Raw genomic sequence first — 22527 nt, 5'->3', positions numbered from 1 at the left:
AATTGGGTTGTGAGTGCCATCTCGCCAGTCTAGGTCACCCAAACCGCCCGACCGAAGTCAGCCTGCGCAATGCGCGCTAGATCAAGGCAAAAAACTGACCAGTCGTGAGCTTCTCACGACTGCGCTCAAACGCTGTCTTTTGGCTTGGCGCAGCCCGGCTTGCAAACCACCTCGGTGCGGCCCAGGACACGCTTGGACTGCAAGTTACTTGGCGTGCGGTGCTTGCCGCATTTGAAGCAAGAACGCGTATGCCCGCTGCCCAAAAAGGGTGAGCCCCCCAGCTTGGACTCATAACGCAGGCCGTTATCGCTCACGGCGGTGTAGGTATCTTTGGTCATTGTTGTCGCTGGTTCGAAAGTACAGACCATCGTCGCTGGTGGCGTTGATGGCACTTTTGGCACTTGCAGCACTTTTGGCCCAGACTGGATTGACAGCCTGACCTAGATGCGTGCCTCCCTCTGCTCAATAGTAGGTGCAGCTTCTTGGGTTTGACTACCTCGCTTGCCCCATGTTTTGTCACAATTCGCGTCCCTGCGACCACCGAAGTAGGGGGTCGCACCGTTCAGGTGCTACTCCAGTCCCGACTTGGTGGTTTTGCAATCGTCGCTCTCACAACTTTTCACCCCTCCATGGCCAAACTGTTCTTTCGCTATGCCGCGATGAATGCCGGAAAATCAACGGCCTTGCTGCAAGTTGCACACAATTACGAGGAGCGCGGCCATATCGTTCGGCTCTTCACCGCTCAGCTGGACGACCGCTATGGCCGCGGCCAAATCACTTCGCGCTTAGGGCCGCAGCGGGAGGCGGAGTTGTTCAACGCCGACACCGACTTCTTGCGCGCGCACGAACAAGCACAAAGCAAGATCGCCTGCATCCTGATTGATGAGGCGCAGTTCCTGCTGAAAAGCCAAGTCTGGGCCCTGCATGAGCTGGCCCATTTGCACAATGTGCCGGTGATTTGCTACGGCCTGCGCACCGACTTTCGCGGGGAGCTGTTCAGCGGTTCAGCCAGTCTTTTGGCGCTGGCCGACGAAATGGACGAGATGAAGACCATCTGCGATTGCGGCCGCAAAGCCACCATGAATATGCGCGTGGATGCCCAGCAGCGCAAAGTCACCGAAGGCCAGCAGTTAGAGATTGGCGGCAATAGCCGCTACCGCTCGGTCTGCGGGCGCTGCTTCCGGCAGTCTTGAGTCTTGCGTGACCAAACGATCGAGCGCTAGCGAGTAGTTTTGTCACCAACTAATCAAGCGGGTTTCTTGCGCGACAGACCGATCGAGCGCTAGCGAGTAGTTCTGCCACCAACTGGTCAAGCGGGTTTCTTGCGTGGCAGAACGCTCGAGCGCTAGCGGGTGGTTTTGTCACCAACTGATTCTGCGGGCTCCTTGCGCGGCAAAGCGGCCACGGCGCAAACCGCGTGCACAGCAACTTTGCCCCGCGCAAAAAGAAAAACAGGCCAGTGCGCGAAGCATCTGGCCTGTTCTTTTGCTCAATTCACAAGGGAATCAAGGCTTGGCAAGTTGCTCGTCGAGCTCCTTGCAGGAAGGCGCGCAAACGGGTTGAGATTTGCCCAAGAGCTTCCTGGACTTGAGCATCGCGCGCGGACGATGTTTGCCGCACATAAAGCACGACATGGTTGCTGCACCAAAGGATGAGGTCGCCGCGAAAGGCGAACCTGGTGCTTTAGAGCGGTAGCGCAGACCATCGGCTTCGATGGTCGTTTTAGTACTGTCCTTGGCCACGTCGGTCCTGATAGTGAGTTGATGAGGATGAAAATGCCCATGCGCCCTGATCCGAACTTATGCAGTTCAGCCGGACGCATGTGCCAACTCCTCTATTTTCCCACGTTCTGAGCCGACTTCAGCGCCCGCTTTGCCCGACTTCGTGCCCAAGTTGACGGGGATATCCCTTATTTGAAGGCGATTCGAACCTGGATTGAAGCTAGCGGCCGAGAAAAACCGGCGTCCGCCGCTCGCCCCAAGCCGCCACGCCTTCGGCCAAATCAGCGGAGGCCACCGAACACGCCAGGTCTTGCTGCAGCGCCGCCACATCCAGCTGCCCGCGCGCGATGGCATTGAGGTGCTTCTTCATGCCCAAGAGCGCCAAGGGCGCCATGGCCAGCAATTGATCCAGCAGGGTTTGTGTGGCCGCTTCCAGCGCGGCCGCATCGGGCAGCAGACGATCCAGAAAGCCGCTGCTCAACATGGCCTGAGCATCCAGCGTCTCGCACAACAGCAGCACCCGCTTGGCCCAGGGCAGACCCAGGCGGGTGACATAGCGCTCCAGCCCGCCGCGATAGAAATGCAGGCCTAAGCGGGCAGCGGGCACAAACATCTCGCAACTCTGCGTGCCGAGGCGGAAGTCACTGGCCAGCGCCAGATCGGTGGCGCCGCCGTAAATGCCGCCTTGAATCATGGCCACCGTGACCGGCCGGGCCGCCTCCCAGTCGTCAGCCAAGGCTTCGAACAGGGCGCCAGCATCCACGCCCGGCACCGCACCAATATTGAAGCCGCTGCAGAAATGCTTGCCCTCGGAGGCCAGCAGCAGCACTCGCACCGCTTCCGCCTCGTTGACTTGGGCGAGCTGCGCCCGCAGCAATTGCAAATCAGCAATTTCCAGACGGTTGGCGACCCGGGGGCGGCGCAGGGTGATACGGGCCAAAGGGCCGTCGATGGTGAGTGAGGGGGCATGTCCAGTCATAGCCACGAAAGCTTAGCACCCTAGGCTAGGCGCAGACTGACTGGACTGTGGCCGCGCCATGCCTGCATTTCTCGCTGTTTTGAGCGGCGCAGGCGTTTGCACATAGCCCCACGGGAACAATCGGCTGTCATTCAAAAAACATCAAAGCAAATTCGACCGACCAGTCGGACGAAACATTTGCGCTTTGTCAATGCGGCACAGCACCGAGAGCCATTCCAGGCTTTTTCAGTAGAGTGCACCGCAAGCCTTCCGGAGACCTACGCCCTTATGGATTTCTCAATCGCCAGCATCCTGATGCTAGACGGCCTGACCAATGGGGCGATTTACGCCTTGCTGGCGCTGGCCACCGTGCTTGTGTTCGCCGTCACTCGCATCATCTTCATTCCGCAAGGTGAGTTTGTGGCCTTCGGCGCCCTCACCCTGGCGGGCCTGCAAATGGGCAAGACCCCCGGCACCATCGCCTTCTTGCTGGTCTTGGCCGCCCTGGTGGCTGTGCTGGATCTGGTGGCCGGGCTGCGCGCCGGCAAAGCCGTCGGTCTGGTGGTGAAACAGGTACTGCGCGCGCTGATCCCACCCGCGGCCATCGGCCTGCTGGCCTTGTGGGCGGCGCCGCAGCAGTTGTCGCTGCTGCTGCAAGTCTTGCTGACGCTGGCCGTTGTCACGGCCATGGGGCCGCTGCTGTACCGGCTGGCTTACGAATCGCTGGCCGAGGCCTCGGTGCTGGTGCTCTTGATCGTGTCAGTTGGTGTGCACTTCGCTTTGACCGGCCTTGGCCTCGTGTTTTTCGGCGCCGAGGGCTCACGCAACCCGAGCTTTTGGGATGCGTCGTTCACCGCCGGGCCGCTGCTGGTGTCGGGGCAGACACTGATCATCATCATGGCCTCGGCCGCGCTGATCATCTCGCTATGGCTGTTCTTTGAGCGCAGCCTGTACGGCAAGGCCTTGCGGGCCACGGCGGTGAACCAGTTGGGAGCCCGCCTGATGGGTATTTCCAGCAGCTCGGCCGGACGCTTGTCCTTCACGATGGCGGCCTTCATCGGCGCCTTGTCGGGCGTCTTGATCAGCCCGACCACCACGATCTTCTACGACAGCGGCTTCCTGATTGGCTTGAAAGGCTTTGTCGCCGCCGTCTTCGCCGGCCTGGCCAGCTACCCCGGTGCGGCGCTGGGCGCCGTGCTGGTGGGGCTGCTGGAGTCCTTCAGCTCCTTCTGGGCCAGCTCCTTCAAGGAGGTGATTGTGTTCACCTCCATCTTGCCGGTGCTGCTGTGGCGTTCGCTGCGCAACCCGCATCACGAAGAATCCTAAAACCTTGTGGGGCAGGCGAGCCTGGCCAATGCCGGCACGTACTGCCCCCAACTGGCGAAGAAAATGAACTTGCGAAAAATCTTTTCCCTGGCCGCCCTGGCCCTGCTGTTCGCCCTGCCCTTGCTGCCGGTGCCCGAGTTCTGGATCACCCAGCTCAACTACATCGGCCTGTTCGCGTTGGTCAGCGCCGGCCTGGTGCTGCTGACCGGCGTGGGTGGCTTGACCTCCTTCGGCCAAGCCGCTTTTGTAGGCCTGGGCGCCTACACCACGGCCTTGCTGAGCACCCAGTTTGGCGCCTCGCCCTGGCTGGGTCTGTTGGCCGGTTTGGTCGTCACCGCGGGTGTAGCGCTGGTGCTGGGCCTGCTGACCCTGCGCATGTCGGGCCACTACTTGCCGCTGGCCACCATCGCCTGGGCCCTGAGCCTGAACTACACCATGGCGAATATGGAGTTTTTGGGCAAGTACGACGGCATCCAGGGCATGCCGCCCATCCACTTCCTCAATATCAGCCTGCAAGACGGCCGTGCCATCTACTACCTGATCTGGGTGATTGCCCTGCTGGCGGCCTGGGGCTTGCTCAACCTGCTGGACTCGCGCTCGGGCCGGGCCATCCGCGCCTTGAACGGCGCCACCACCATGGCCGAGGCCATGGGCGTGTCGACCTTCCGCTACAAGGTCATCATCTTCGTGCTGGCGGCCTTGCTGGCCTCGATCTCGGGCTGGCTGTTTGCCCACTTGCAGCGCAGCGTCAACCCCAGTCCCTTCGCGCTGAAGATGGGTATCGAATACCTCTTCATGGCCGTGGTGGGCGGCGTGGGCACAGTGTGGGGCGCTTTCATCGGCGCGGGCGTGTTCAAGATCATCGAAGACCAGCTGAAGGAGCTGCTGCCCGCCCTGCTGGGCAGCAGTGGCAACTTCGAAATCATCGTGCTGGGCATCGTGCTGGTGCTGATCATCAAATACGCGCCCAAAGGCATCTGGCCTTACACGACCGCGGCCTTGTCACGCTGGTTCCCGGCCGAGCCGCGCACGCGCGATTGGCAAGGCGCAGCACCCCTGCAGGCACGCGACAAGCCGGCGCCGCAGGAATTACTGCTGGACGTCGACAAGGTGCGCAAGCAGTTCGGCGGCTTGGTGGCAGTGAACGATGTGTCCTTCCAGATCCATGCGGGCGAGATCATCGGCCTGATCGGCCCCAATGGCGCAGGCAAGAGCACCACCTTCAATCTGATCTCGGGCGTCTTGCCTTTGAGCAGCGGCGGCGTGCGTTTCCGCGGCCAGGCGGTGGGCGGTAAAACTTCGCGCGAGATTGCCCGCATCGGCATGTCGCGCACCTTCCAACACGTCAAGATGATTGCCGACATGACGGTGCTGGAGAACGTCGCGCTGGGCGGTTATCTGCGCAGCAACAAGGGCGTGGCGGCAGGCGTTCTTGGCCTCGACAAAGAGGAAGAAAAGCGCCTCTTCGCTGAGGCCGAAAAGCAGCTGCAGCGCATCGGCATGGCCGGGCAGATGTTTGAGCTGGCCGGCAACCTGGCCCTGGGGCCGCAGCGCCTGATGGAGATCGCTCGCGCCCTTTGCACGGACCCGGCCCTGCTGCTGCTCGACGAGCCCGCCGCCGGCCTGCGCCACAAGGAAAAACAAGCCCTGGGCGAAGTGCTGCGCCAGCTCAAACGCGAAGGCATGAGCGTGCTGCTGGTGGAGCACGACATGGAATTCGTGATGGGCCTGACCGACCGCATCGTGGTGATGGAGTTCGGCACCAAGTTGATTGAAGGCACGCCGGATGAAATCCAGGCCAGCCCCATCGTGCGCGCCGCCTACCTCGGCACCGACCATTGAGAGACACCGTCAGATGAGCAAATTACTTCTTGATGTGAAGGGCCTGCACGCCGGCTACGGCCGCGCCGAGGTGCTGAGCAATCTCAGCCTGAACCTGCCCGAAGGCGCGGTGGTGACCGTGATCGGCCCCAACGGCGCGGGCAAGAGCACCACGCTGAACGCCTTGATGGGCGTGCTGCCCGCCAAGGGTCAGGTCTTGCTGGACGGCGAGGACATCAGCACCCTGGGCTTGGAAGAGCGGGTGATGAAGGGCTTGGCCCTGGTGCCCGAAAAGCGCGAGCTCTTCACCACCATGAGCGTGGCAGACAACCTGATCCTCGGCGGCTACCGGCCCATGCGCCTGGGCCAGCAGGACTGGCGCGAGGGCCTGGACAAGGTCTACGCCCTGTTCCCGCGCCTGAAAGAGCGGAGTGAGCAATTGGCCGGCACCTTATCGGGCGGCGAGCGGCAAATGCTGGCCGTGGGCCGCGCCCTGATGGCGCAGCCCCGCGTGCTGATGCTGGACGAGCCCAGCCTGGGCTTGGCGCCGCTGGTGGTGAAAGAGATTTTCCGCATCGTCGCGCGCCTGCGCGATACCGGCGTGTCCATCCTGCTGATCGAGCAGAACGCCCGCGCCGCGCTGGAAGTGGCCGACTACGGCTATGTGCTGGAGACCGGCGAAATCGGTTTGCAAGGCCCGGCCAATGAGTTGGCGCGCGACCCCCGTGTGATCGAAACCTATCTGGGTGCGGCCAAAAAGCCCGCCTGATCCGGGCGCCGCAGCTGGCGGGCAAGAAGAGCAAACAAGCCCTCGAACGCCAGCGCCAGCAGCGCAGCCGGCAAAGCGCCAGCCAGCAGCAAGCCGCGGTCGTTGAGCGCCAAGCCGGTGACGATGCGTTCGCCATAGCCTCCCGCGCCGATGAAGGCGGCGATGGTGGCCGTGCCCACGGCAATGCTGGTGGCGGTGCGCAGGCCAGCCAAGATCACTGGCGCTGCCAGCGGCAAGTCAATCAAGCGCAGGCGCTGCCAGGTCGTGAAACCCATCGCCATGCCGGCCAAGCGCAAGCCTGCCGGCACTTCGGCCAAGCCGGTGCAGGTATTGCGCATGATGGGTAGCAAGGCATAGAGCGTCAGCGCCAGCAAGGCGGGCAAGGTGCCGATCTGATTGAAGGCCGAGATCAACACGGCCAACAGCGCCAGCGCCGGCACGGTTTGCATCAGGCCCGTGGCGCCCAGCACAAGACCGCGCAGCCGCGCATGCGGCGCCACCCAGGTGGCCAAGGGAATGCCCAGCAAGCCCGCCAGGCCCACGGCACCCAAAACCAGGCTCAGATGCTGCCAAGTCAATCGACCCAGATCCGGGCCGGTGAGCTTGGCCCAATAGCTATTGGCCGCAACAGCAGAGCCGGGCAAGACGGAAGGTACGGGCTGCGCAGGCGCCGGCCCAGCCGCCAGGAATTCCTTGGCAATCGCGGCAAAGCCCTGCCCCTGCAATTCCGCTTGGGCATTCATGCGGATCATCGCCGCCTCGTCGATGCGGCCACGCAGGCTTTGCAGCTTTGCCCAGGCTTCGGGGTGGCGCTGCGGCAGGTCCAGCCGGTACAGCAGCATCGCGTCATAACGCGCAAAGTAAGCGCCATCGTCTTGCAGCAAGCGCAGGCCTTGCTGGGCGATCTTGGCGTCGGTGGTGTAGATGTCGATCACATCCACCTGGCCGGCCGCGATGGCTTCGAAGGCCAGGCCGTGATCCAGGCCTTGCGGCTTTTGCTTCAAGCCATAGCGCTGCGCCAAGCCCGGCCAACCGTCGGCACGGCCGATGAACTCATTGCTGAGGCCCAGGCGCAACCCCGGCTGATGGGCCAGATCGGAGAGCTTGGTTAAACCCAGGCGCTGCGCCACATCCGCGCGCACCGCCAAGGCATAGCCGTTGTTGAAGCCCAGGGCAATGTCCAGGCCCAAACCCAGGGGCTTGAGTTGGGCGCGCAGGGTAGCGAGATCGGTGGGCCCGGTGTTCTTGAGAATCTCGCGGTTCACCGTGCCCAAGTACTCGGGATAGATATCGATGCTGCCGGCCTGCAAGGCCGCGTAAACGATGGCTGTGTTGCCCAGGCCTTGCTTGATTTCAACCCGACTGCCCACACTGCCAGCCTGCACGGTCTGCGCCAGCACCTCGGCCAGGATGTAGCTCTCCGTGAAACGCTTGGAGCCTATGCGCAGCGGCTCGGGCTCGGCGAGCGCTGCTGACGCCCCAAAAAGCATCAAGAGCCACACGCCAAAAATGCCCAAAACGCCCAACAACGCCCAGCCTCGCAGGGGCGCGCGCAGCACAGCATGCGACGGGTGGCTCATGGCACGCAGCATAAAGGCTGAAACCTTTGAGCAGCGCTCGGAGATACTGCCCCCACTCTCCGCGACCAGACTTACCCGCCCATGAAACACGCATTCCCTTCCTTGCTTGCCGTGGCCGCCGCCTTGCTGCTGACGGCCGCCCCCAGCCTGCGCGCCGACCCAGTGGGCGAAGTCGACACCGTGTTCAAGCTGATTGGCCCGGATCACAAAATCGTGGTCACCGCCTACGACGACCCCAAGGTGCCAGGCGTCACCTGCTATGTGTCCCGCGCCAAGACCGGCGGCGTTTCGGGAGCCCTGGGGCTGGCGGAAGACAAGTCCGAGGCCTCCATCGCCTGCCGCCAGACCGGCACCATCAGCTTCGCCAAGCCCTTGCCCAAGCAAGAAGAGGTGTTCAGCGAGCGCGCCTCGCTGGTGTTCAAGCGCCTGCGCGTGGTGCGCATGGTTGACGCCAAACGCAACACCCTGGTCTACCTGAGCTACTCCGACCGCGTCATCGAAGGCTCACCGCAAAACAGCGTGACGGCCGTGCCGGTGGACAAAGCCAGCCCCATCCCGCTCAAGTAGACCGCACGCCGGGCCGATTGCCGACGTTCACCGTCAACATGGAGGCCGCAAGAGGGCCGAAGTGAAGGCACATCACCGCAGCCGGCGGGCCGGGGCTGCGTGGATGAGCGCGCCGATCCGTGAGCGAACAGCGACTTGCGAAATGGGGCTTGAAAGCCCGCAAGGCTTCACTTACGCTGGGGCGTTCGACCGCAACACCGTGATGCCAGCAAAAAGGAGCCGCCCATGCCCAGCCCTCTTTCCAGTGCAGCGCAGGCGCCCTCGCCTGCTGATGTGAGCGGCATCCGCAGCCTGGCCCTGCTCGGGGCAGCGGCCTCGGGCAAGACCACGCTGCTGGAGGCCTTGCTGCAACACAGCGGCGTGATCGCGCAGGCAGGCACGGTCGAGCGCGGCAACACGGTCAGCGACTTCGATGCGCTGGAGCGTCGCCTGCAGCACTCGCTCTATGCCAGCCTGGTCCACATGGATCACGCCGGCCTGCGCATCCACGCCATCGACACCCCCGGTGCGCCCGACTTCATCGGCCAATCTCTGCCCGCGCTGGAAGCGGTGGACTCGGCGGTGATCGTCATCAACGCGCAGAACGGCCTGGAGTTGATGGCCTCGCGCATGCTGGAAGCGGCCGGCCAGCGCGGCCTGTGCCGGTTGATTGCGATCAACAAGATCGATGCGGCCGAGCTGAACCTGCCGGCCCTGCTGGCGCAATTGCAAGAAGTGTTCGGGCGCGAATGCCTGCCACTCAATTTGCCGGCCGATGGCGGGCGCCGCGTGCAGGATTGCTTTTTCGCCAGCAGCGGCGCGGCCGATTTCTCCAGCGTCGCCGAGGCTCACCGCGCGCTGGTGGAGCAAGTGGTGGAGGTGGATGCCGCCTTTGTTGACCGCTACCTCAACGATGGCGATGTGGATCCGCGCGAGTTGCACGAACCGCTGGAGCAGGCTCTGCGTGAGGGCCATCTGATCCCCGTCTGCTTCACCTCGGCGCGCAGCGGCGCGGGCGTGGCGGAGTTGCTGGCCATCATCGGCCACCTGCTGCCCAACCCGGCCGAGGGCAACCCGGCCCGCTTTGTGCGTGGCGAAGGCGCGGACGCCGAAGCCCTGGTGCTGCGACCCGAGCCCGGCGCCCATGTGTTGGCCCATGTGTTCAAGGTCAACTCTGACCCATATCTGGGCAAGCTCGGCATGTTGCGGGTGCACCAGGGCACGCTGAGCCGCAACAGCCAGCTCTTCGTCGGCCATGCGCGCAAGCCGGTGCGCATCGGCCACCTCTTCCTTTTGCAAGGCGCCAAGCACATCGAGGTGGACCGGGTGCTGCCGGGCGAGTTGTGCGCCGTGGCCAAGATCGATGAATTGGTTTACGACGCCGTGCTGCATGACGCGCCCGAGGACGAGCACATCCACCTCGCCCCGCTGGAGTTCCCGCAACCTGTGCACGGCCTGGCCATCGCGCCGGCCCGCCATGGCGACGAGCAGCGCCTGTGGGAGACCCTGCACCGCCTGGCCGAGGAAGACCCTTGCCTGAAGATCGATCGCGACGGCCAGACCGGCGAGACCGTCATCTTCGGCCTGGGCGGCTTACATCTGCGCATGCTGCTGGAACGCCTGCGTGAGAGCTACCGCTTCGAAGTCATCACCCACCCGCCACGGGTGGCCTACCGCGAAACCATTGCGGCAGCGGCCGAAGGCCATTACCGCCACAAAAAGCAAAGCGGCGGGGCCGGCCAGTTTGGCGAGGTCTATCTGCGCATCGAGCCCTTGCCGCGCGGCGGCGGCTTTGAGTTCGTGGATGCGGTCAAAGGCGGCACCATCCCTGGCCAATTCATGCCGGCGGTTGAGAAAGGCGTGCGCGCTGGCCTCGCGGCAGGCGTGGTGGCGGGCTACCCGCTGGTGGACTTGCGCGTCACCGTGTTCGACGGCAAACACCATTCGGTGGACAGCAAGGAAATCGCCTTCGTCACCGCGGGAAAACGCGCCCTGATGGTGGCCGTGCGCGAAGCCCGCCCGCTGGTGCTGGAGCCGATGGTGACGCTAGAGATCACCACACCGGCCGCCGCAATTGGCGACATCACCGGCGACCTCGCGGCGCGGCGCGGCCAAGTCAATGGCACACGCAACCCGGTACCTGATCGCATCATCGTGCAGGGCCTGGCACCGCTGGCCGAGCTGTCCAGCTACCAGACCCGACTCAATGCCATGACCAGCGGCCAGGGCCGCTACACCGTTGAGTTATCGCATTACGAGCCTGTGCCGCCGAATACGCAAGCGGCCCTGATGGCGGCGCACAAGGTCAGCGAGGAAGAGTAGGCCGAGTGCGCCAGCGCAGCGCCGCAATGGCGCGGAGGGACGGCGGCCAGGCCTCTCGTTGGCGGTACTTCATCAGGCCTTGGCCCTGCCTTGACCTGATCCCGGAAAGCACCTGCCGCAGCGCCGCAGCATGTCCTCGCTTTATCATTGGGGCATGACCTCCTCCCCCGTGGACGTCGCGCAAGTCCGTTTGGACAACGCGATGCGCCTATTCGAAGAATTCGTTGCCCTCTCCGTCAAGCACCCCGACCCGGCCACCCTGCGCGGGCTGGAGCGGCGCTTCGCCGAACGTTTGCAGATCCAACCCAGCTACTGGAGCCAGATCAAGAGCCGCTCACGCCAGATCGGCGAACGCCTGGCGCGCCAGTTTGAGCAGCTGTTTCACAAGCCGCCCTACTGGATGGACCAGCCCCAGGCCACCCCGCCAGCGGGAAAAATTGCAGCCCAGGAGGAGATGCCTAGCCTGCCCCAGGATGATGATGAACGCTTTATCGTCGGCCTGGTTCTGACCTACTACCGCCGCCATCCGCAACGCGCCCGCACCCGTTTGCTGGACCTGCTGGGCGAGGTGCTGACGCCGCCTGCGGCCACGCCGGCTGCCCCACCGTCGCCCAAGCCAACGCCTGTGAAGGCCCTGGCCAAGGGCATCGCGGCGCCCGGCACCGCAGCACCTGCAGGCGGTGCCGCCGAACTGGACGAGTGGCGACGCTTGCAACAAGGCATCGCGCCACTCAAGCCAAAGAAGCGCTAGGTCAAAACCAGCGCCAGCACTTTGTGATAAATACAACTTGCGTAAGATAAACAAACGTTTATCATTTGCGCAAGTTGTGATGACGCACATCGCAACGAAGTCGCGCCATCCCAGCAACACCCGCTGCGCTCTGTTCTGAGTGCCGCATTGACCGCACGCCATCTCGCCGATACCCCCGGTTCAGCCGCGGCATGGCCTGCGCTTTTCGCTCTCTCGTCCTGATCTCTTGAAACACGCTGCCGCGCTGCAGTTGCGCCGCTGCATTGCCTGAAAAGGAATTTGCCATGCCTCAGTTCACCTCTCCACGCCCCTTGGGCGGCCCTGCCTTGCTCAAGCTGCGCAAGCCGCGAAATCCCCTGGTGGCCCCGGCGCTGATGCGCCAGGCCGGCCGCCATGGCAGCAGCCAGGCGGCCAAACGCCAACGCGCGCAGATTGAGCTGCGCCAACAAATTGAAGCCCTGGGCCGGCCCGACCGCTGTCCCTGACGCCAATCACGCGGTGCGGCAAGCGCTCACCGCCTCAGGAGAAGAATCATGTTGAGATTGAGAGACTTGCACGGCGCTCACGACAGCCGCGAGAGCTGCCTCATCACCCACCAAGCCTGGCGCCTGCGCCTGGTCACTACCTTGCTGTGGGCCAGCGCCTTGCTGACCCGCCTGGCCTGTCGGCTGCAGCGCCTGCACCGCGGCGGCCGCCGCGGCAAGCCCGAGCTGGAGTTCTACAGCGAGGCCGCCGCCCCCGAAGGCGCGCTGTATGTGGATGGCCATTTGCTGGGCACCTTGCCTGGCGTGACGCGGCTGTGAAGCAAACCCAAACGGACCTATCAAGAAGGCGATGCAAAACTCCTATGCCGAGGAACTCGATCAATGCCGCCAGGCCTTGATCGAGGAACAAAACCACTCACTGGCCAGCACCGCGCAGTGGTCCCATGTCGACAAGCGCCAAGCGCATGCCGACTGGGACGCGCTCTACCAACGGCTGGCCCAGCTGGTGGACCGCAGCCCCGCCCAAGCGGATGAGGTTCAGGCGCTGATGGCCCAGCACTACGCCATTGCCAGCCGCTTCTTCCGCCCCAGCAAACAGGCTTACATCGGTATGGCTTTGTTCTATGCTGAGAACACCGAGATGCGCAACTTCCACAACAGCTACCACCCGAATATGGTGAGATTCTTGCGTGAAGCCATGGCAGCCCACGCGCATCAAATGCTCTAGCTGGCGGTCGTGATCCGGCGCAGGTGAGGCCGCGATAGGATGACGCATTCAACATATGCGCAGCATCGCCGCCCGGGACATCACCGCCATGTCAGATCCTCTTCCCTTGCCACCCTTGCGCCAGGCCCTGCCGGACCTGGCCAGTTGGGTGGCATTTTTCAGTGCCACTGAAATTCCGGTGCTGGCCGAAACCGCCGATCACCTCGAGCTGATGCGCGCCAACGAGGATGCGGCCGATGCCAACAACCTCGGCGAAATGATGGGCAGCGACCCGCTGATGAGCTTGAAGGTGCTGGCCCATGTGGCCCAGCAACGTGCTGGCCAGGCTTCGAGCCATGTGCAGACCGATGCCGAGACCGTCATCGCGGCCCTGGTGCTGATGGGCATCACGCCCTTCTTCCGCGCCTTCGGCCCGCAAGCGGTGGTGGAGGAGCGCCTGGCCCTGCAGCCCTGGGCGCTGGAAGGCTTGCAGCGTGTGCTGCGCCGCGCCGATCGTGCCGCCCACATGGCCTTGAGCTTTGCGGTGCACCGGCTCGACCCGGATGCGCCGGTGATTCACAGCGCCGCGCTTTTGCACGACTTCGCCGAAATGCTGCTGTGGGTGCATGCGCCCGAGTTGGCGCAAGAGATGCGCCGTCGCCAATTGGCCAACCCGCAGCTGCGCAGCGCCGAGGTGCAGCGCCAGGTGCTCAATATCGAGCTGGCTGATCTGGAGCGCGCCTTGCTGCGCGAGTGGCATCTGCCGGAGCTGCTGCAAAACATCATCGACGACACGCGCGAGCACGACCCACAGGTGCAATGCGTCAAGCTGGCCATCCGCGTGGCGCGCCACACGGCGGACGGTTGGGACAACGAGGCCGTTCCCGATGACGTCTGCGAGATTGCCGACCTGCTCAAGCTCGGCAACCAAGCCACCCTGAATCTCTTGCATGAATTTGACTGAAAGACCCACCATGGCCGGCCCCAGCCCCGAATTTTGGAAAGAACGTTTCGCCAGCGGCCAGACCGCCTGGGACCGCGGCGCACCGCATCCGCAATTGCTGCAGTGGCTGACGGCCGGCGTGATTCGCCCCGGCATGAGCATCCTGGTGCCGGGCTGCGGCCGCGGCCATGAGCTGGTGGCGCTGGGCGAAGCTGGCGTGGCCGCCATCGGGCTGGACTACACCCCCGCCGCCGTGGAGATTGCGCGCGCCAAGCTGGGCCAACTGCCGGGCCGGGTGGAGCTGGCCGATGTGCTGCAGTGGCAGGCGCCGGAGCTGCTCGACCGGGTCTACGAACAGACCTGTTTGTGCGCCCTTCACCCGGATCATTGGCAGACTTATGCCGCGCAGATTCACCGCTGGCTCAAGCCCGGCGGCTACCTACTGGCCTTGTTCATGCAGGCGCGGCGCGACAACGCCAGCGAGGGCGTGGTGGAAGGCCCGCCCTATCACTGCGACATCAACGCGATGCGAGCCCTGTTCCCGGCCACGCTCTGGGATTGGCCCGCGCCGCCCTATGCCTCACAAGCCCACAACCAAGGCTGGTTCGAGCTGGCGGTGCAGCTGCGCAAGCGTTAAGCCAATCTAAGCCCAGCTAAGCCTCGCCCAGGGAAGCACGCACCCTCACACCGGCACGGCGGTGGTGTTCTTCAGGTGATCCAGCACAAAGCTGGTTTTGCAGTCTTGCACGCTGGGGTGCTTGAGCAAGGTGTCGGTGATGAAGCGGGCGTAATGCGCCATGTCCTGCACCACCACGCGCAGCAGATAGTCCATCTCACCGGTCAGCGCCGCGCACTCCACCACCTCCGGCCAGGTCTGCACCGCTGCGCGGAACAAATCCATCGGGTTGCGCTTATGGCTCTCGGTGTGTTTTTCCAGGCGCACATTGATGTAGGCCGTCAGCCCCAAGCCGACCTTGGCGGGCGCCACCAGGGCCACATAGGCGGAGATGGCGCCGCTTTCTTCCAGGCGCCGCACGCGGCGCAGCACCGCCGAAGCGGAAAGGCTGACTTGCTCGGCCAAGGCGTCGTAAGTGACGCGGCCGTCAAGCTGCAACGCTCTCAGAATGCGCCGATCAATCGCATCAAGCTGAATTTCATTTCCCATTCTGCAAAGTGTCGCAGGATTCCTGCGCGGCAGCGCTGGCGCACGCCTGAGTTCGCATGAATCCTGCGCAGCTCCGACCCTACAGTCACAAGTCTTTCGCAGGGCCGCCGCCGGGATTGATTGACGCCGCATTCAAGGCGGGCACCGGGGCGAGTTCTGCTGGCGCAAAACATCTAGGAGCAAAACATGGCATTCACCCCCTGGGACAACCCGATGGGCACCAACGGCTTTGAGTTCATCGAATTCGCCGCCCCCGAACCCGCCCAACTGGGCAAGCTGTTTGAAACCATGGGCTTCACCGCCGTGGCCAAGCACCGCCACAAGAACGTCACGCTGTACCGCCAAGGCGGCGTGAACTTCATCATCAACGCCGAGGCCGACTCTTTCGCTCAGCGCTTCGCGCGCTTGCACGGCCCCTCGATCTGCGCCATTGCCTTCCGCGTTAACGATGCGGCTCAAGCCTACAAGCGCGCACTGGAACTGGGCGCCTGGGGCTTTGACAACAAGGCCGGCCCGATGGAGCTGAACATCCCGGCCATCAAGGGCATTGGCGATTCGCTGATCTACTTCGTTGACCGCTGGCAAGGCAAGGATGACGCCCCGCAAGGCGCCATCGGCAATATCAGCATCTACGACGTCGACTTCGTACCCCTGCTCGACGCCGAGGGCAAAGCCGTGCCCGCCAACCCCGTGGGCCATGGCCTGACCTATATCGACCACCTGACGCACAACGTCTTCCGCGGCCGCATGAAGGAATGGGCCGAGTTCTACGAGCGCTTCTTCAACTTCCGCGAAGTGCGCTACTTCGACATCGAAGGCAAGCTGACCGGTCTGAAGAGCAAGGCCATGACCAGCCCTTGCGGCAAGATCCGCATCCCGATCAACGAGAGCAGCGACGACAAGAGCCAGATCGCCGAGTACCTGGACCTGTACAGCGGCGAAGGCATCCAGCACGTCGCCATGGGTACGGACAATATCTACAGCACGGTGGAAGGCATGAAGGCCACCGGCGTCGAGTTCCAAGACACCATCGAGACCTATTTCGACCTGATCGACAAGCGCCTGCCCGGCCATGGCGAGAATGTGGATGAGCTGCGCCGCCTGCGCATCCTGATCGACGGCGCCGCCCACCTGGACGCTCCGAACGAGCTGCTGCTGCAGATTTTCTCCAAGGAAGTCATCGGCCCGATCTTCTTCGAGCTGATTCAGCGCAAGGGCAATGAAGGCTTCGGCGAGGGCAACTTCAAAGCCCTGTTCGAAAGCATCGAGCTGGATCAAATCCGCCGCGGCGTTTTGAAGGTGGACGAAGCCGTCAAGTAAACAAGGCCAGGCCGGCGCGGCAGCGCGCCGTCAATGCCAAGCCCTGATGTGCGCCACTTCGGTGGACGTGCCTCAGGGCTTTTTTGTGGGCGCTGTATGCGCGGCGGGCGTTGTGGCGGCGTCGGCAGGCGCTTCGCCGAGCAGTTGCAGCAAGTCGGCCAGCACACGCGGTGCGAACACGAGGCCCAAGTGCCCAACAGCAGTCATTTCGATGGCGCGCGAGCCGGGCAACAAGGCCGAGCTGGAGGGAAACACGATCTGGTCGCAGTGGCTGAAATAGCAGTCGAACTGCGCGCCCAGGTCCGCCGGCTCCTGCGCCGCCAATTGCGCCAGCCAAGGGCTGCCATAGCGCATCTGGTGGGCATTGCGTGCCGCCGCCATATAGGCCGACCAGGTGCCGGCATGCGGTGTGCCCAAGGTCAGCACCCGGCGCACCCGCGTCGCCCCAGGCACAGCCCCCGAGCCATGGCGCCGCCACCAAGCCCGCACCGCCAGGCCGCCCATGCTGTGGGCCACGATCACCGGTGGCGCGCCTCCGCTGGCGAGGGTCAACTCACGCAGCGCGGCCTCGATGGCATCGGCATAGGCGTCGATCGAGCCAAAGGCGGGCTCCAGCGTCAGCGCGAGATACGGATGGCCGTCGGCCTGCAAGCGCTGCATCCAGCCATTCCACAAACCGCGATTGCAGCAAAAGCCATGCACCAGCAAAACGCCAGTGCGGCGAGGCGGCGGCTGATCAGACGAGGCGGCAAGGGGCAAATTCTGCGCAAAGGCTTGGGCCGCAAAGGGCTGGCGCCAGGAAAACACCCGCTCCAGCGCGGGCAACTCCCGCCACCAGGCTTGCAATAGCTCCCAGGCGCCGGGGCCATGGCCATGGCCTTGCGGCTGGCGATTGACCCAGGCCAGGGCCGCAAACAAAGGCAGCGATGCCCAGACATGGGCAAACACCGCCAACAACGCCAGGGCAACGCCTAGACCGGGCCGCCCTTGCTGGCCGAAGTAGGCCACAAGCCCCAGGCCCACGCTGAGGCGCAAGAGGAATTGCAGCCGCTGTATCCATGCATTCATGCCTGCAGTGTAAAAGCCGGCACAGGCACAATGAGGCGCAAACCACTGCCCCGGGCGCACATGGATTCAGAAACCTCCGTCACCAGCATCCTGGCCCATTTGCAAGACGTTGAGCGCCACCGCAGCCTGCGCAGCGGCGACCCGGCCCTGACGCGCCAGGTGGAGGCACTCAAGCATTACCAGCAGCAACGCTTTGCGCGCACGTACACCGATCTGCTGAACTCCAGCCGCTACGCACAACCCGCACGCTTTTTTCTGGAAGATCTCTACGGCCCGGCCGACTTCTCCCGGCGGGATGCCCAGTTCGCGCGCGTGGTGCCGGCGATGGTGAAGCTGTTCCCCAATGAAGTGGTGTCCACCGTGGCGCGGCTGGCCCAGTTGCATGCCTTGTCTGAAAGCTTTGACACCCGCATGGCTACCTTGCTGGGCGAAGATGCATTGACGGCGCCCCGCTATGCCCGTGCCTGGTTCAACTGCGGCGATGAAGCGAACCGGCGCCTGCAGATCGAGCTGACGCTGGAGGTGGGCCGCTCGCTCGACGAGCTGACCCGCAAGCCCTTGCTGCGCCAGGCCTTGCGCCTGATGCGCGGGCCGGCTGCAGCCGCCGGCCTGGCCGAGCTGCAGAGCTTTTTGGAACAAGGCTTCGACACCTTCAAAGCCATGCGCGGCGCCAGCGACTTTCTGGCCATCGTCCGCCAGCGCGAACTCAACTTGCTCTCGCTGCTGTTCAGCGAGGCCGCCGTCCATCGGCTAGAGACCAATCGCTGTCTCCCAGGTGACGAGCCCCTAGGGCAATTACCCTAGCCGGGAGCGGGCCGCTGCCCGCACCATGGGCGCCAACCACTTTGGAGCTTTGCCCGTGCCTACAGCGACCGCCGACATCCATCGCCTAATGCCCGAATCAAACGGCACTAGCTCAAGCGCCAAGCCCTGGCTGAAAAGCTACCCGCCCGGCGTGCAGGCGGAGATCGACTGCGGGGTCTACCGCTCGCTGGTGGATTTGCTGGATGAGGCATTTCGCAAATACGCCAAGCGCGATGCCGCCGAGTGCATGGGCCAGCGCCTGAGCTACGGCGAACTCGATGCACATGCCACCGCACTGGCGGCCTGGCTGCAGAGCAAAGGCCTGGCCAAAGGGGCGCGGGTGGCCATCATGATGCCCAATGTGCTGCCCTATATGGTGGCCATCGCGGCGGTGCTGCGCGCCGGCTGCATCGTGGTCAACGTCAACCCGCTGTACACCCCGCGCGAGTTGGCGCATCAACTCAAGGACTCCGGCGCGCAGGCCATCATCGTGCTGGAGAACTTCGCCGCCACGCTTGAAGAAGTCATTGACCAGACAGATGTGCGCCAAGTCTTGATCGCATCCATGGGCGATCTGCAGAACTGGTGGCGCGGCCCGCTGCTGAACTTCGCCGTGCGCCATGTGAAGAAAATGGTGCCAGAGTTCCGCCTGCCGACCGACAAGGGCCGCAGCGTCACCCGCTTTCACAAAGCCCTGGAAGCCGGCCGCCAACTGAATCTGAAGCGCCCTGAGCTCGGCCCCGACGACGTGGCCTTTTTGCAGTACACCGGCGGCACGACAGGTTTGTCCAAGGGCGCCACGCTCCTGCACCGCAATGTGCTGGCCAATATCTTGCAAAGCGAGGCCTGGTTCATGCCCGCCCTGCAGCAGCGCGGCGATCAGCAACAAGCGCTGACCATTGTTTGCGCGCTGCCGCTGTATCACATCTTCGCCTTGACGGCCTGCTACATGTTGGGCACCCGCATGGGCATGATGAATCTCTTGATTCCCAATCCACGCGACATCCCCGGTTTCATCGACACTTTGCAAAGCCACAAGGTGCACATTTTTCCTGCGGTCAATACGCTCTTCAACGCCCTGGCGAATGAGCCCCGATTTGCCCGCTTGGACTTCAGCGAATTGCTGATCTCCAATGGCGGCGGCATGGCGGTTCAACAAGCCACCGCCGAGAAGTGGCTCAAGATCACCGGCTGCCCCGTGGTGGAGGGTTACGGCCTCTCAGAGACCGCGCCGGTCGCCACCATCAATCGCCTGGACATCAGCGCCTTCAACGGCAGCATCGGCCTGCCCGTGCCCTCCACCGAGATCGCCATCCGTGACGATGACGGCCACGATCAACCGATCGGCGTGCGCGGTGAAATCTGCATCCGCGGCCCCCAGGTCATGGCCGGCTACTGGAACCGCCCCGAAGACACGGCGCAAGCCATGTATGCCGACGGCTTCTTCAAGAGCGGCGATATTGGCGTGATGGATGAGACCGGCCATGTCCGCATCGTGGACCGCAAGAAGGACATGATCTTGGTCTCTGGCTTCAACGTCTACCCGACCGAGGTCGAGCAAGTCGTCAGCATGCACCCAGGCGTGCTCGAATGCGCCGCCGTGGGCGTTAACGACAGCCGCTCGGGCGAGGCCGTCAAACTCTTCGTGGTGAAGCGCGATCAGGCCTTGGCCGAGGAAGACTTGGCCCGCTACTGCCAAGAGCAAATGACCGCCTACAAGCGCCCGAAGTACATCGAATTCCGCGATGAGCTGCCCAAGAGCAATGTGGGCAAGATCCTGCGCCGCGAACTGCGCAGCAGTTGATGAGCAGCCATGCCTTGCTGCCCGCCGACGTCCGCATGCTGGAGCGCGGTTGGCTCTCGTCTAACTCCCTTCTGCTACAGGGTATAGACGAGCAAGGCGCGGTACTGATCGACAGCGGCTACTGCACCCACGGCGATCAAACTTTGGCCTTGGTGCAGCACGCGCTGGCCGATCACGCCCAGCCAGGCCTGCGCCTGATCGCCAATACCCATTTGCATTCCGACCATTGCGGCGGCAATGCCTTGTTGAGCCAGCACTTCGCCTGCCCAATCGCGATTCCGCCCGGTGATTTCGACGCGGCATTACGTTGGGACGAGGCTGGACTGAGCTATGGCAGCACCGGTCAAACTTGCCCGCGCTTCGTGCCAAGCCAAGTCCTGAGCCCGGGCAGCGAATTGATCCAGGGTCGGCGCCGTTGGCAGATTCATGCTGCCCCTGGTCATAACCCGCATTCCGTCGTTTTGTTCGAACCCGAGGCCGCCATCCTCGTCTCTGCCGCTGCGCTCTGGCAGCACGGCTTTGGCATCGTCTTTCCGGCGCTAGGCCGAGCAGACAAGGCCTGTGAGCAAGGCTTCTCCGAAGTTGAGGCTACCCTGGACCTGATCGACTCGCTACCCGCGCGCGTCGTCGTTCCCGGCCACGGCCCTGCCTTCAGTGATGTCAGCGCCGCACTGGCAATTGCACGCAAGCGCCTGGCCTTTTTTCGGGCGAACCCCCAACGCCACGCCCGCCATGCCGCCAAAGCCTTGATCAAGTTTCGACTGCTCGAAATCGAACGGCAAAGCCGACTAGGCTTTATCAACTGGCTATTGAGCAATACCGTTCACGTCGCCATTTGGCAGAATTACTTCGACGATCAGTCAGTCGCAGATTGGAGCTTGGCACTTCTGCAAGAATTGGCCGAAGCGGGTGCCCTCAAACTCCAGGATGAGGCGGTCATCAATCTCTGAATTCTTTTTAGCCCGGCATGGCCGAACAACTGAAACTACCCGGCTTCGACGCCAACCTGCCAGGTCTGAGCGCGCAAGCATCACACACGCATTCCGGCCACAACTATGGGCACAAACTCCTATTCGCGCTTTTCCCATCTGCGGAACAGGCTCAGCACATCTATGAGCGAGCCCAAGCCCTTCTTGCGCAACAGCGCTGGACGGACACGCCCATTGCCGCAGCAGATCTCCACCTCACGCTGCAAGTCATAGGCGACTATCCAGACGGTGTACCAAAAAGCGTTGTGTCGGCAGCCGCGCGCGCCGCAGAGCAGGTCCGCGCCAATGCCTTTCAGATTGAGTTCGACCATGTGCAAAGCCTGACGGGACACGGTGCCCTCGTCTTTCAGCAAGAACATAGGAATCCGGGACTTCAGTCCTTGATCCAACAACTCTCCCAAGCGCTTGCCGAGCATGGCTTCGCACGCCATCCACTGGGAACTCCGCACATGACGCTGCTATTCAGCCATGGGCGAATATCCAAGCAGCCGATGCGACCAATCTCCTGGAGCGCCACTGAATTTGTGCTGATCCACAGTCATGGTGGCAAACACCACCTTGAACGACTGGAGAAATGGCCGTTGGCCAGCTCATACTGAATCCATCACATACAGGGAGCGGCCGCGCGAATATCTACCGCCTAATCTAAAGCGAAGCCCCAAAGCAAAAAACCCCCAACTCTTACGAGCTGGGGGTTTTGCTTAATATTAGCCTGACGATGACCTACTTTCACACGGGAATCCGCACTATCATCGGCGCTGAGGCATTTCACTGTCCTGTTCGGGATGGGAAGGAGTGGGACCGCCTCGCTATGGTCATCAGGCTTAACTGGTTGATCTGCTGTTCAATCGCTCGAACAACCGATCCAATTTGTAGAGTCGTATTATGACACCGTTTGAGGGTTTGTCATATTACTCGAATCAGCTTTTTTGATTGCGCTAACACCGACTTCTTTGAAGAACGGTATAACTTGTATTGACTACTCAATAATCCTTGAACACGTTCATTTCTGAACTGTCAAAGTTATAGGGTCAAGCCTCACGGGCAATTAGTACTGGTTAGCTTAACGCATTACTGCGCTTCCACACCCAGCCTATCAACGTCCTGGTCTCGAACGACCCTTCAGGGGGCTCTAGGCCCCGGCAAGACTCATCTTGAGACGAGTTTCCCGCTTAGATGCTTTCAGCGGTTATCTCTTCCGCACTTAGCTACTCGGCGATGCCACTGGCGTGACAACCGATACACCAGAGGTGCGTCCACTCCGGTCCTCTCGTACTAGGAGCAGGCTCTCTCAATCTTGCAGCGCCCACGGAAGATAGGGACCAAACTGTCTCACGACGTTTTAAACCCAGCTCACGTACCTCTTTAAATGGCGAACAGCCATACCCTTGGGACCGGCTACAGCCCCAGGATGAGATGAGCCGACATCGAGGTGCCAAACACCGCCGT

General features: G+C 62.9%; 23 protein-coding genes, 1 rRNA gene and 1 other annotated feature. Of the genes, 17 read left to right on the top strand and 7 right to left on the bottom strand.

Features of this window, described 5'->3' with window-relative positions:
• Positions 1 to 125: 125 nt before the first annotated feature.
• Positions 126 to 338 carry a hypothetical protein gene (locus AT984_RS00120; protein WP_058718376.1) on the bottom strand — a complete coding sequence of 71 codons (213 nt, stop codon included), beginning with the start codon at positions 336 to 338 and terminating at the stop codon, positions 126 to 128.
• Positions 339 to 629: 291 nt separating this feature from the next.
• Between AT984_RS00120 and AT984_RS00115 the strand changes: the two genes are divergently transcribed.
• Positions 630 to 1193, top strand: a complete 564-nt coding sequence (locus AT984_RS00115; RefSeq protein ID WP_058718375.1) for a thymidine kinase — start codon at positions 630 to 632, stop codon at positions 1191 to 1193.
• 312 nt (positions 1194 to 1505) lie between these two features.
• Here AT984_RS00115 and AT984_RS22265 read toward each other — a convergent pair whose 3' ends face one another.
• Entirely contained in the window at positions 1506 to 1742 is a 237-nt protein-coding gene (locus tag AT984_RS22265; protein ID WP_082679664.1) for a hypothetical protein, read from the bottom strand.
• A gap of 199 nt (positions 1743 to 1941) precedes the next feature.
• Complete coding sequence (locus AT984_RS00110) at positions 1942 to 2700, bottom strand: enoyl-CoA hydratase/isomerase family protein (RefSeq protein ID WP_058718374.1); 759 nt, start codon at positions 2698 to 2700, stop codon at positions 1942 to 1944.
• 267 nt (positions 2701 to 2967) lie between these two features.
• Between AT984_RS00110 and AT984_RS00105 the strand changes: the two genes are divergently transcribed.
• From AT984_RS00105 to AT984_RS00095, 3 genes are all read left to right on the top strand, one after another.
• Positions 2968 to 4005, top strand: coding sequence for a branched-chain amino acid ABC transporter permease (locus AT984_RS00105; RefSeq protein ID WP_058718373.1), 1038 nt, complete (start codon positions 2968 to 2970; stop codon positions 4003 to 4005).
• A 63-nt stretch (positions 4006 to 4068) separates the two neighbouring features.
• On the top strand, positions 4069 to 5847 hold the full coding sequence (locus AT984_RS00100) for a branched-chain amino acid ABC transporter ATP-binding protein/permease (RefSeq protein ID WP_082680262.1): 1779 nt from the start codon (positions 4069 to 4071) through the stop codon (positions 5845 to 5847).
• A gap of 13 nt (positions 5848 to 5860) precedes the next feature.
• Positions 5861 to 6595 (top strand): ABC transporter ATP-binding protein, encoded by a 735-nt coding sequence (locus AT984_RS00095; protein ID WP_058718371.1) that lies wholly within the window; start codon positions 5861 to 5863, stop codon positions 6593 to 6595.
• Here the strand turns inward: AT984_RS00095 and AT984_RS00090 are convergent.
• Positions 6565 to 8175, bottom strand: coding sequence for a glycine betaine ABC transporter substrate-binding protein (locus AT984_RS00090; protein WP_082680261.1), 1611 nt, complete (start codon positions 8173 to 8175; stop codon positions 6565 to 6567). The two genes, AT984_RS00095 and AT984_RS00090, sit on opposite strands and share 31 nt — an antisense overlap.
• 81 nt (positions 8176 to 8256) lie before the next feature.
• Here AT984_RS00090 and AT984_RS00085 point away from each other — a divergent pair, with 81 nt between their 5' ends.
• The 8 genes from AT984_RS00085 (at position 8257) to AT984_RS00050 (ending at position 14565) form a co-directional block, all read left to right on the top strand.
• The gene (locus AT984_RS00085; RefSeq protein ID WP_058718370.1) at positions 8257 to 8742 is read left to right on the top strand and encodes a CreA family protein; all 486 of its coding nucleotides are present in this window, start codon (positions 8257 to 8259) and stop codon (positions 8740 to 8742) included.
• Between the two features lie 225 nt (positions 8743 to 8967).
• A complete protein-coding gene (gene fusA, locus AT984_RS00080; RefSeq protein ID WP_058718369.1) occupies positions 8968 to 11043 on the top strand; it encodes an elongation factor G in 2076 nt (691 codons plus the stop codon).
• A gap of 154 nt (positions 11044 to 11197) precedes the next feature.
• Entirely contained in the window at positions 11198 to 11794 is a 597-nt protein-coding gene (locus AT984_RS00075; protein ID WP_058718368.1) for a hypothetical protein, read from the top strand.
• Positions 11795 to 12078: 284 nt separating this feature from the next.
• The gene (locus AT984_RS00070) at positions 12079 to 12279 is read left to right on the top strand and encodes a hypothetical protein (protein ID WP_156421829.1); all 201 of its coding nucleotides are present in this window, start codon (positions 12079 to 12081) and stop codon (positions 12277 to 12279) included.
• Between the two features lie 48 nt (positions 12280 to 12327).
• Complete coding sequence (locus AT984_RS00065; RefSeq protein WP_156421828.1) at positions 12328 to 12597, top strand: hypothetical protein; 270 nt, start codon at positions 12328 to 12330, stop codon at positions 12595 to 12597.
• Positions 12598 to 12628: 31 nt separating this feature from the next.
• A complete protein-coding gene (locus tag AT984_RS00060) occupies positions 12629 to 13006 on the top strand; it encodes a TipAS antibiotic-recognition domain-containing protein (RefSeq protein WP_058718365.1) in 378 nt (125 codons plus the stop codon).
• Positions 13007 to 13094: 88 nt separating this feature from the next.
• The gene (locus AT984_RS00055; protein WP_058721958.1) at positions 13095 to 13949 is read left to right on the top strand and encodes an HDOD domain-containing protein; all 855 of its coding nucleotides are present in this window, start codon (positions 13095 to 13097) and stop codon (positions 13947 to 13949) included.
• On the top strand, positions 13936 to 14565 hold the full coding sequence (locus AT984_RS00050) for a methyltransferase domain-containing protein (RefSeq protein WP_231741488.1): 630 nt from the start codon (positions 13936 to 13938) through the stop codon (positions 14563 to 14565). Before AT984_RS00055 ends, AT984_RS00050 begins: the two co-directional genes overlap by 14 nt.
• Positions 14566 to 14610: 45 nt before the next feature.
• Here AT984_RS00050 and AT984_RS00045 read toward each other — a convergent pair whose 3' ends face one another.
• Positions 14611 to 15093, bottom strand: a complete 483-nt coding sequence (locus AT984_RS00045) for an Lrp/AsnC family transcriptional regulator (RefSeq protein WP_058718363.1) — start codon at positions 15091 to 15093, stop codon at positions 14611 to 14613.
• Between the two features lie 186 nt (positions 15094 to 15279).
• Between AT984_RS00045 and hppD the strand changes: the two genes are divergently transcribed.
• Entirely contained in the window at positions 15280 to 16413 is a 1134-nt protein-coding gene (hppD, locus tag AT984_RS00040; RefSeq protein ID WP_058718362.1) for a 4-hydroxyphenylpyruvate dioxygenase, read from the top strand.
• A gap of 72 nt (positions 16414 to 16485) precedes the next feature.
• Here hppD and AT984_RS00035 read toward each other — a convergent pair whose 3' ends face one another.
• Entirely contained in the window at positions 16486 to 17481 is a 996-nt protein-coding gene (locus AT984_RS00035; protein ID WP_058718361.1) for a lipase family alpha/beta hydrolase, read from the bottom strand.
• Positions 17482 to 17541: 60 nt separating this feature from the next.
• On the opposite strand from AT984_RS00035, the gene AT984_RS00030 reads away from it, so the two are divergent.
• From AT984_RS00030 to AT984_RS22260, 4 genes are all read left to right on the top strand, one after another.
• Positions 17542 to 18285, top strand: coding sequence for an FFLEELY motif protein (locus tag AT984_RS00030; RefSeq protein WP_197418205.1), 744 nt, complete (start codon positions 17542 to 17544; stop codon positions 18283 to 18285).
• Positions 18286 to 18373: 88 nt separating this feature from the next.
• Positions 18374 to 20089 carry a long-chain-fatty-acid--CoA ligase gene (locus AT984_RS00025; protein ID WP_058718360.1) on the top strand — a complete coding sequence of 572 codons (1716 nt, stop codon included), beginning with the start codon at positions 18374 to 18376 and terminating at the stop codon, positions 20087 to 20089.
• Entirely contained in the window at positions 20089 to 21039 is a 951-nt protein-coding gene (locus AT984_RS00020) for an MBL fold metallo-hydrolase (RefSeq protein WP_058718359.1), read from the top strand. Before AT984_RS00025 ends, AT984_RS00020 begins: the two co-directional genes overlap by 1 nt.
• Positions 21040 to 21056: 17 nt before the next feature.
• Complete coding sequence (locus tag AT984_RS22260) at positions 21057 to 21677, top strand: 2'-5' RNA ligase family protein (protein WP_082679662.1); 621 nt, start codon at positions 21057 to 21059, stop codon at positions 21675 to 21677.
• Between the two features lie 111 nt (positions 21678 to 21788).
• Here the strand turns inward: AT984_RS22260 and rrf are convergent.
• Positions 21789 to 21901 (bottom strand): 5S ribosomal RNA (rrf, locus tag AT984_RS00010).
• 204 nt (positions 21902 to 22105) lie between these two features.
• Positions 22106 to 22527 (bottom strand) — a sequence feature (23S ribosomal RNA rRNA prediction is too short).

Source organism: Paucibacter sp. KCTC 42545, assembly GCF_001477625.1.
Classification (GTDB): domain Bacteria; phylum Pseudomonadota; class Gammaproteobacteria; order Burkholderiales; family Burkholderiaceae_C; genus Paucibacter_A.
The sequence above is the reverse complement of the archived record's forward strand: the minus strand, read 5'-3'. Positions and strand labels throughout refer to the sequence as shown.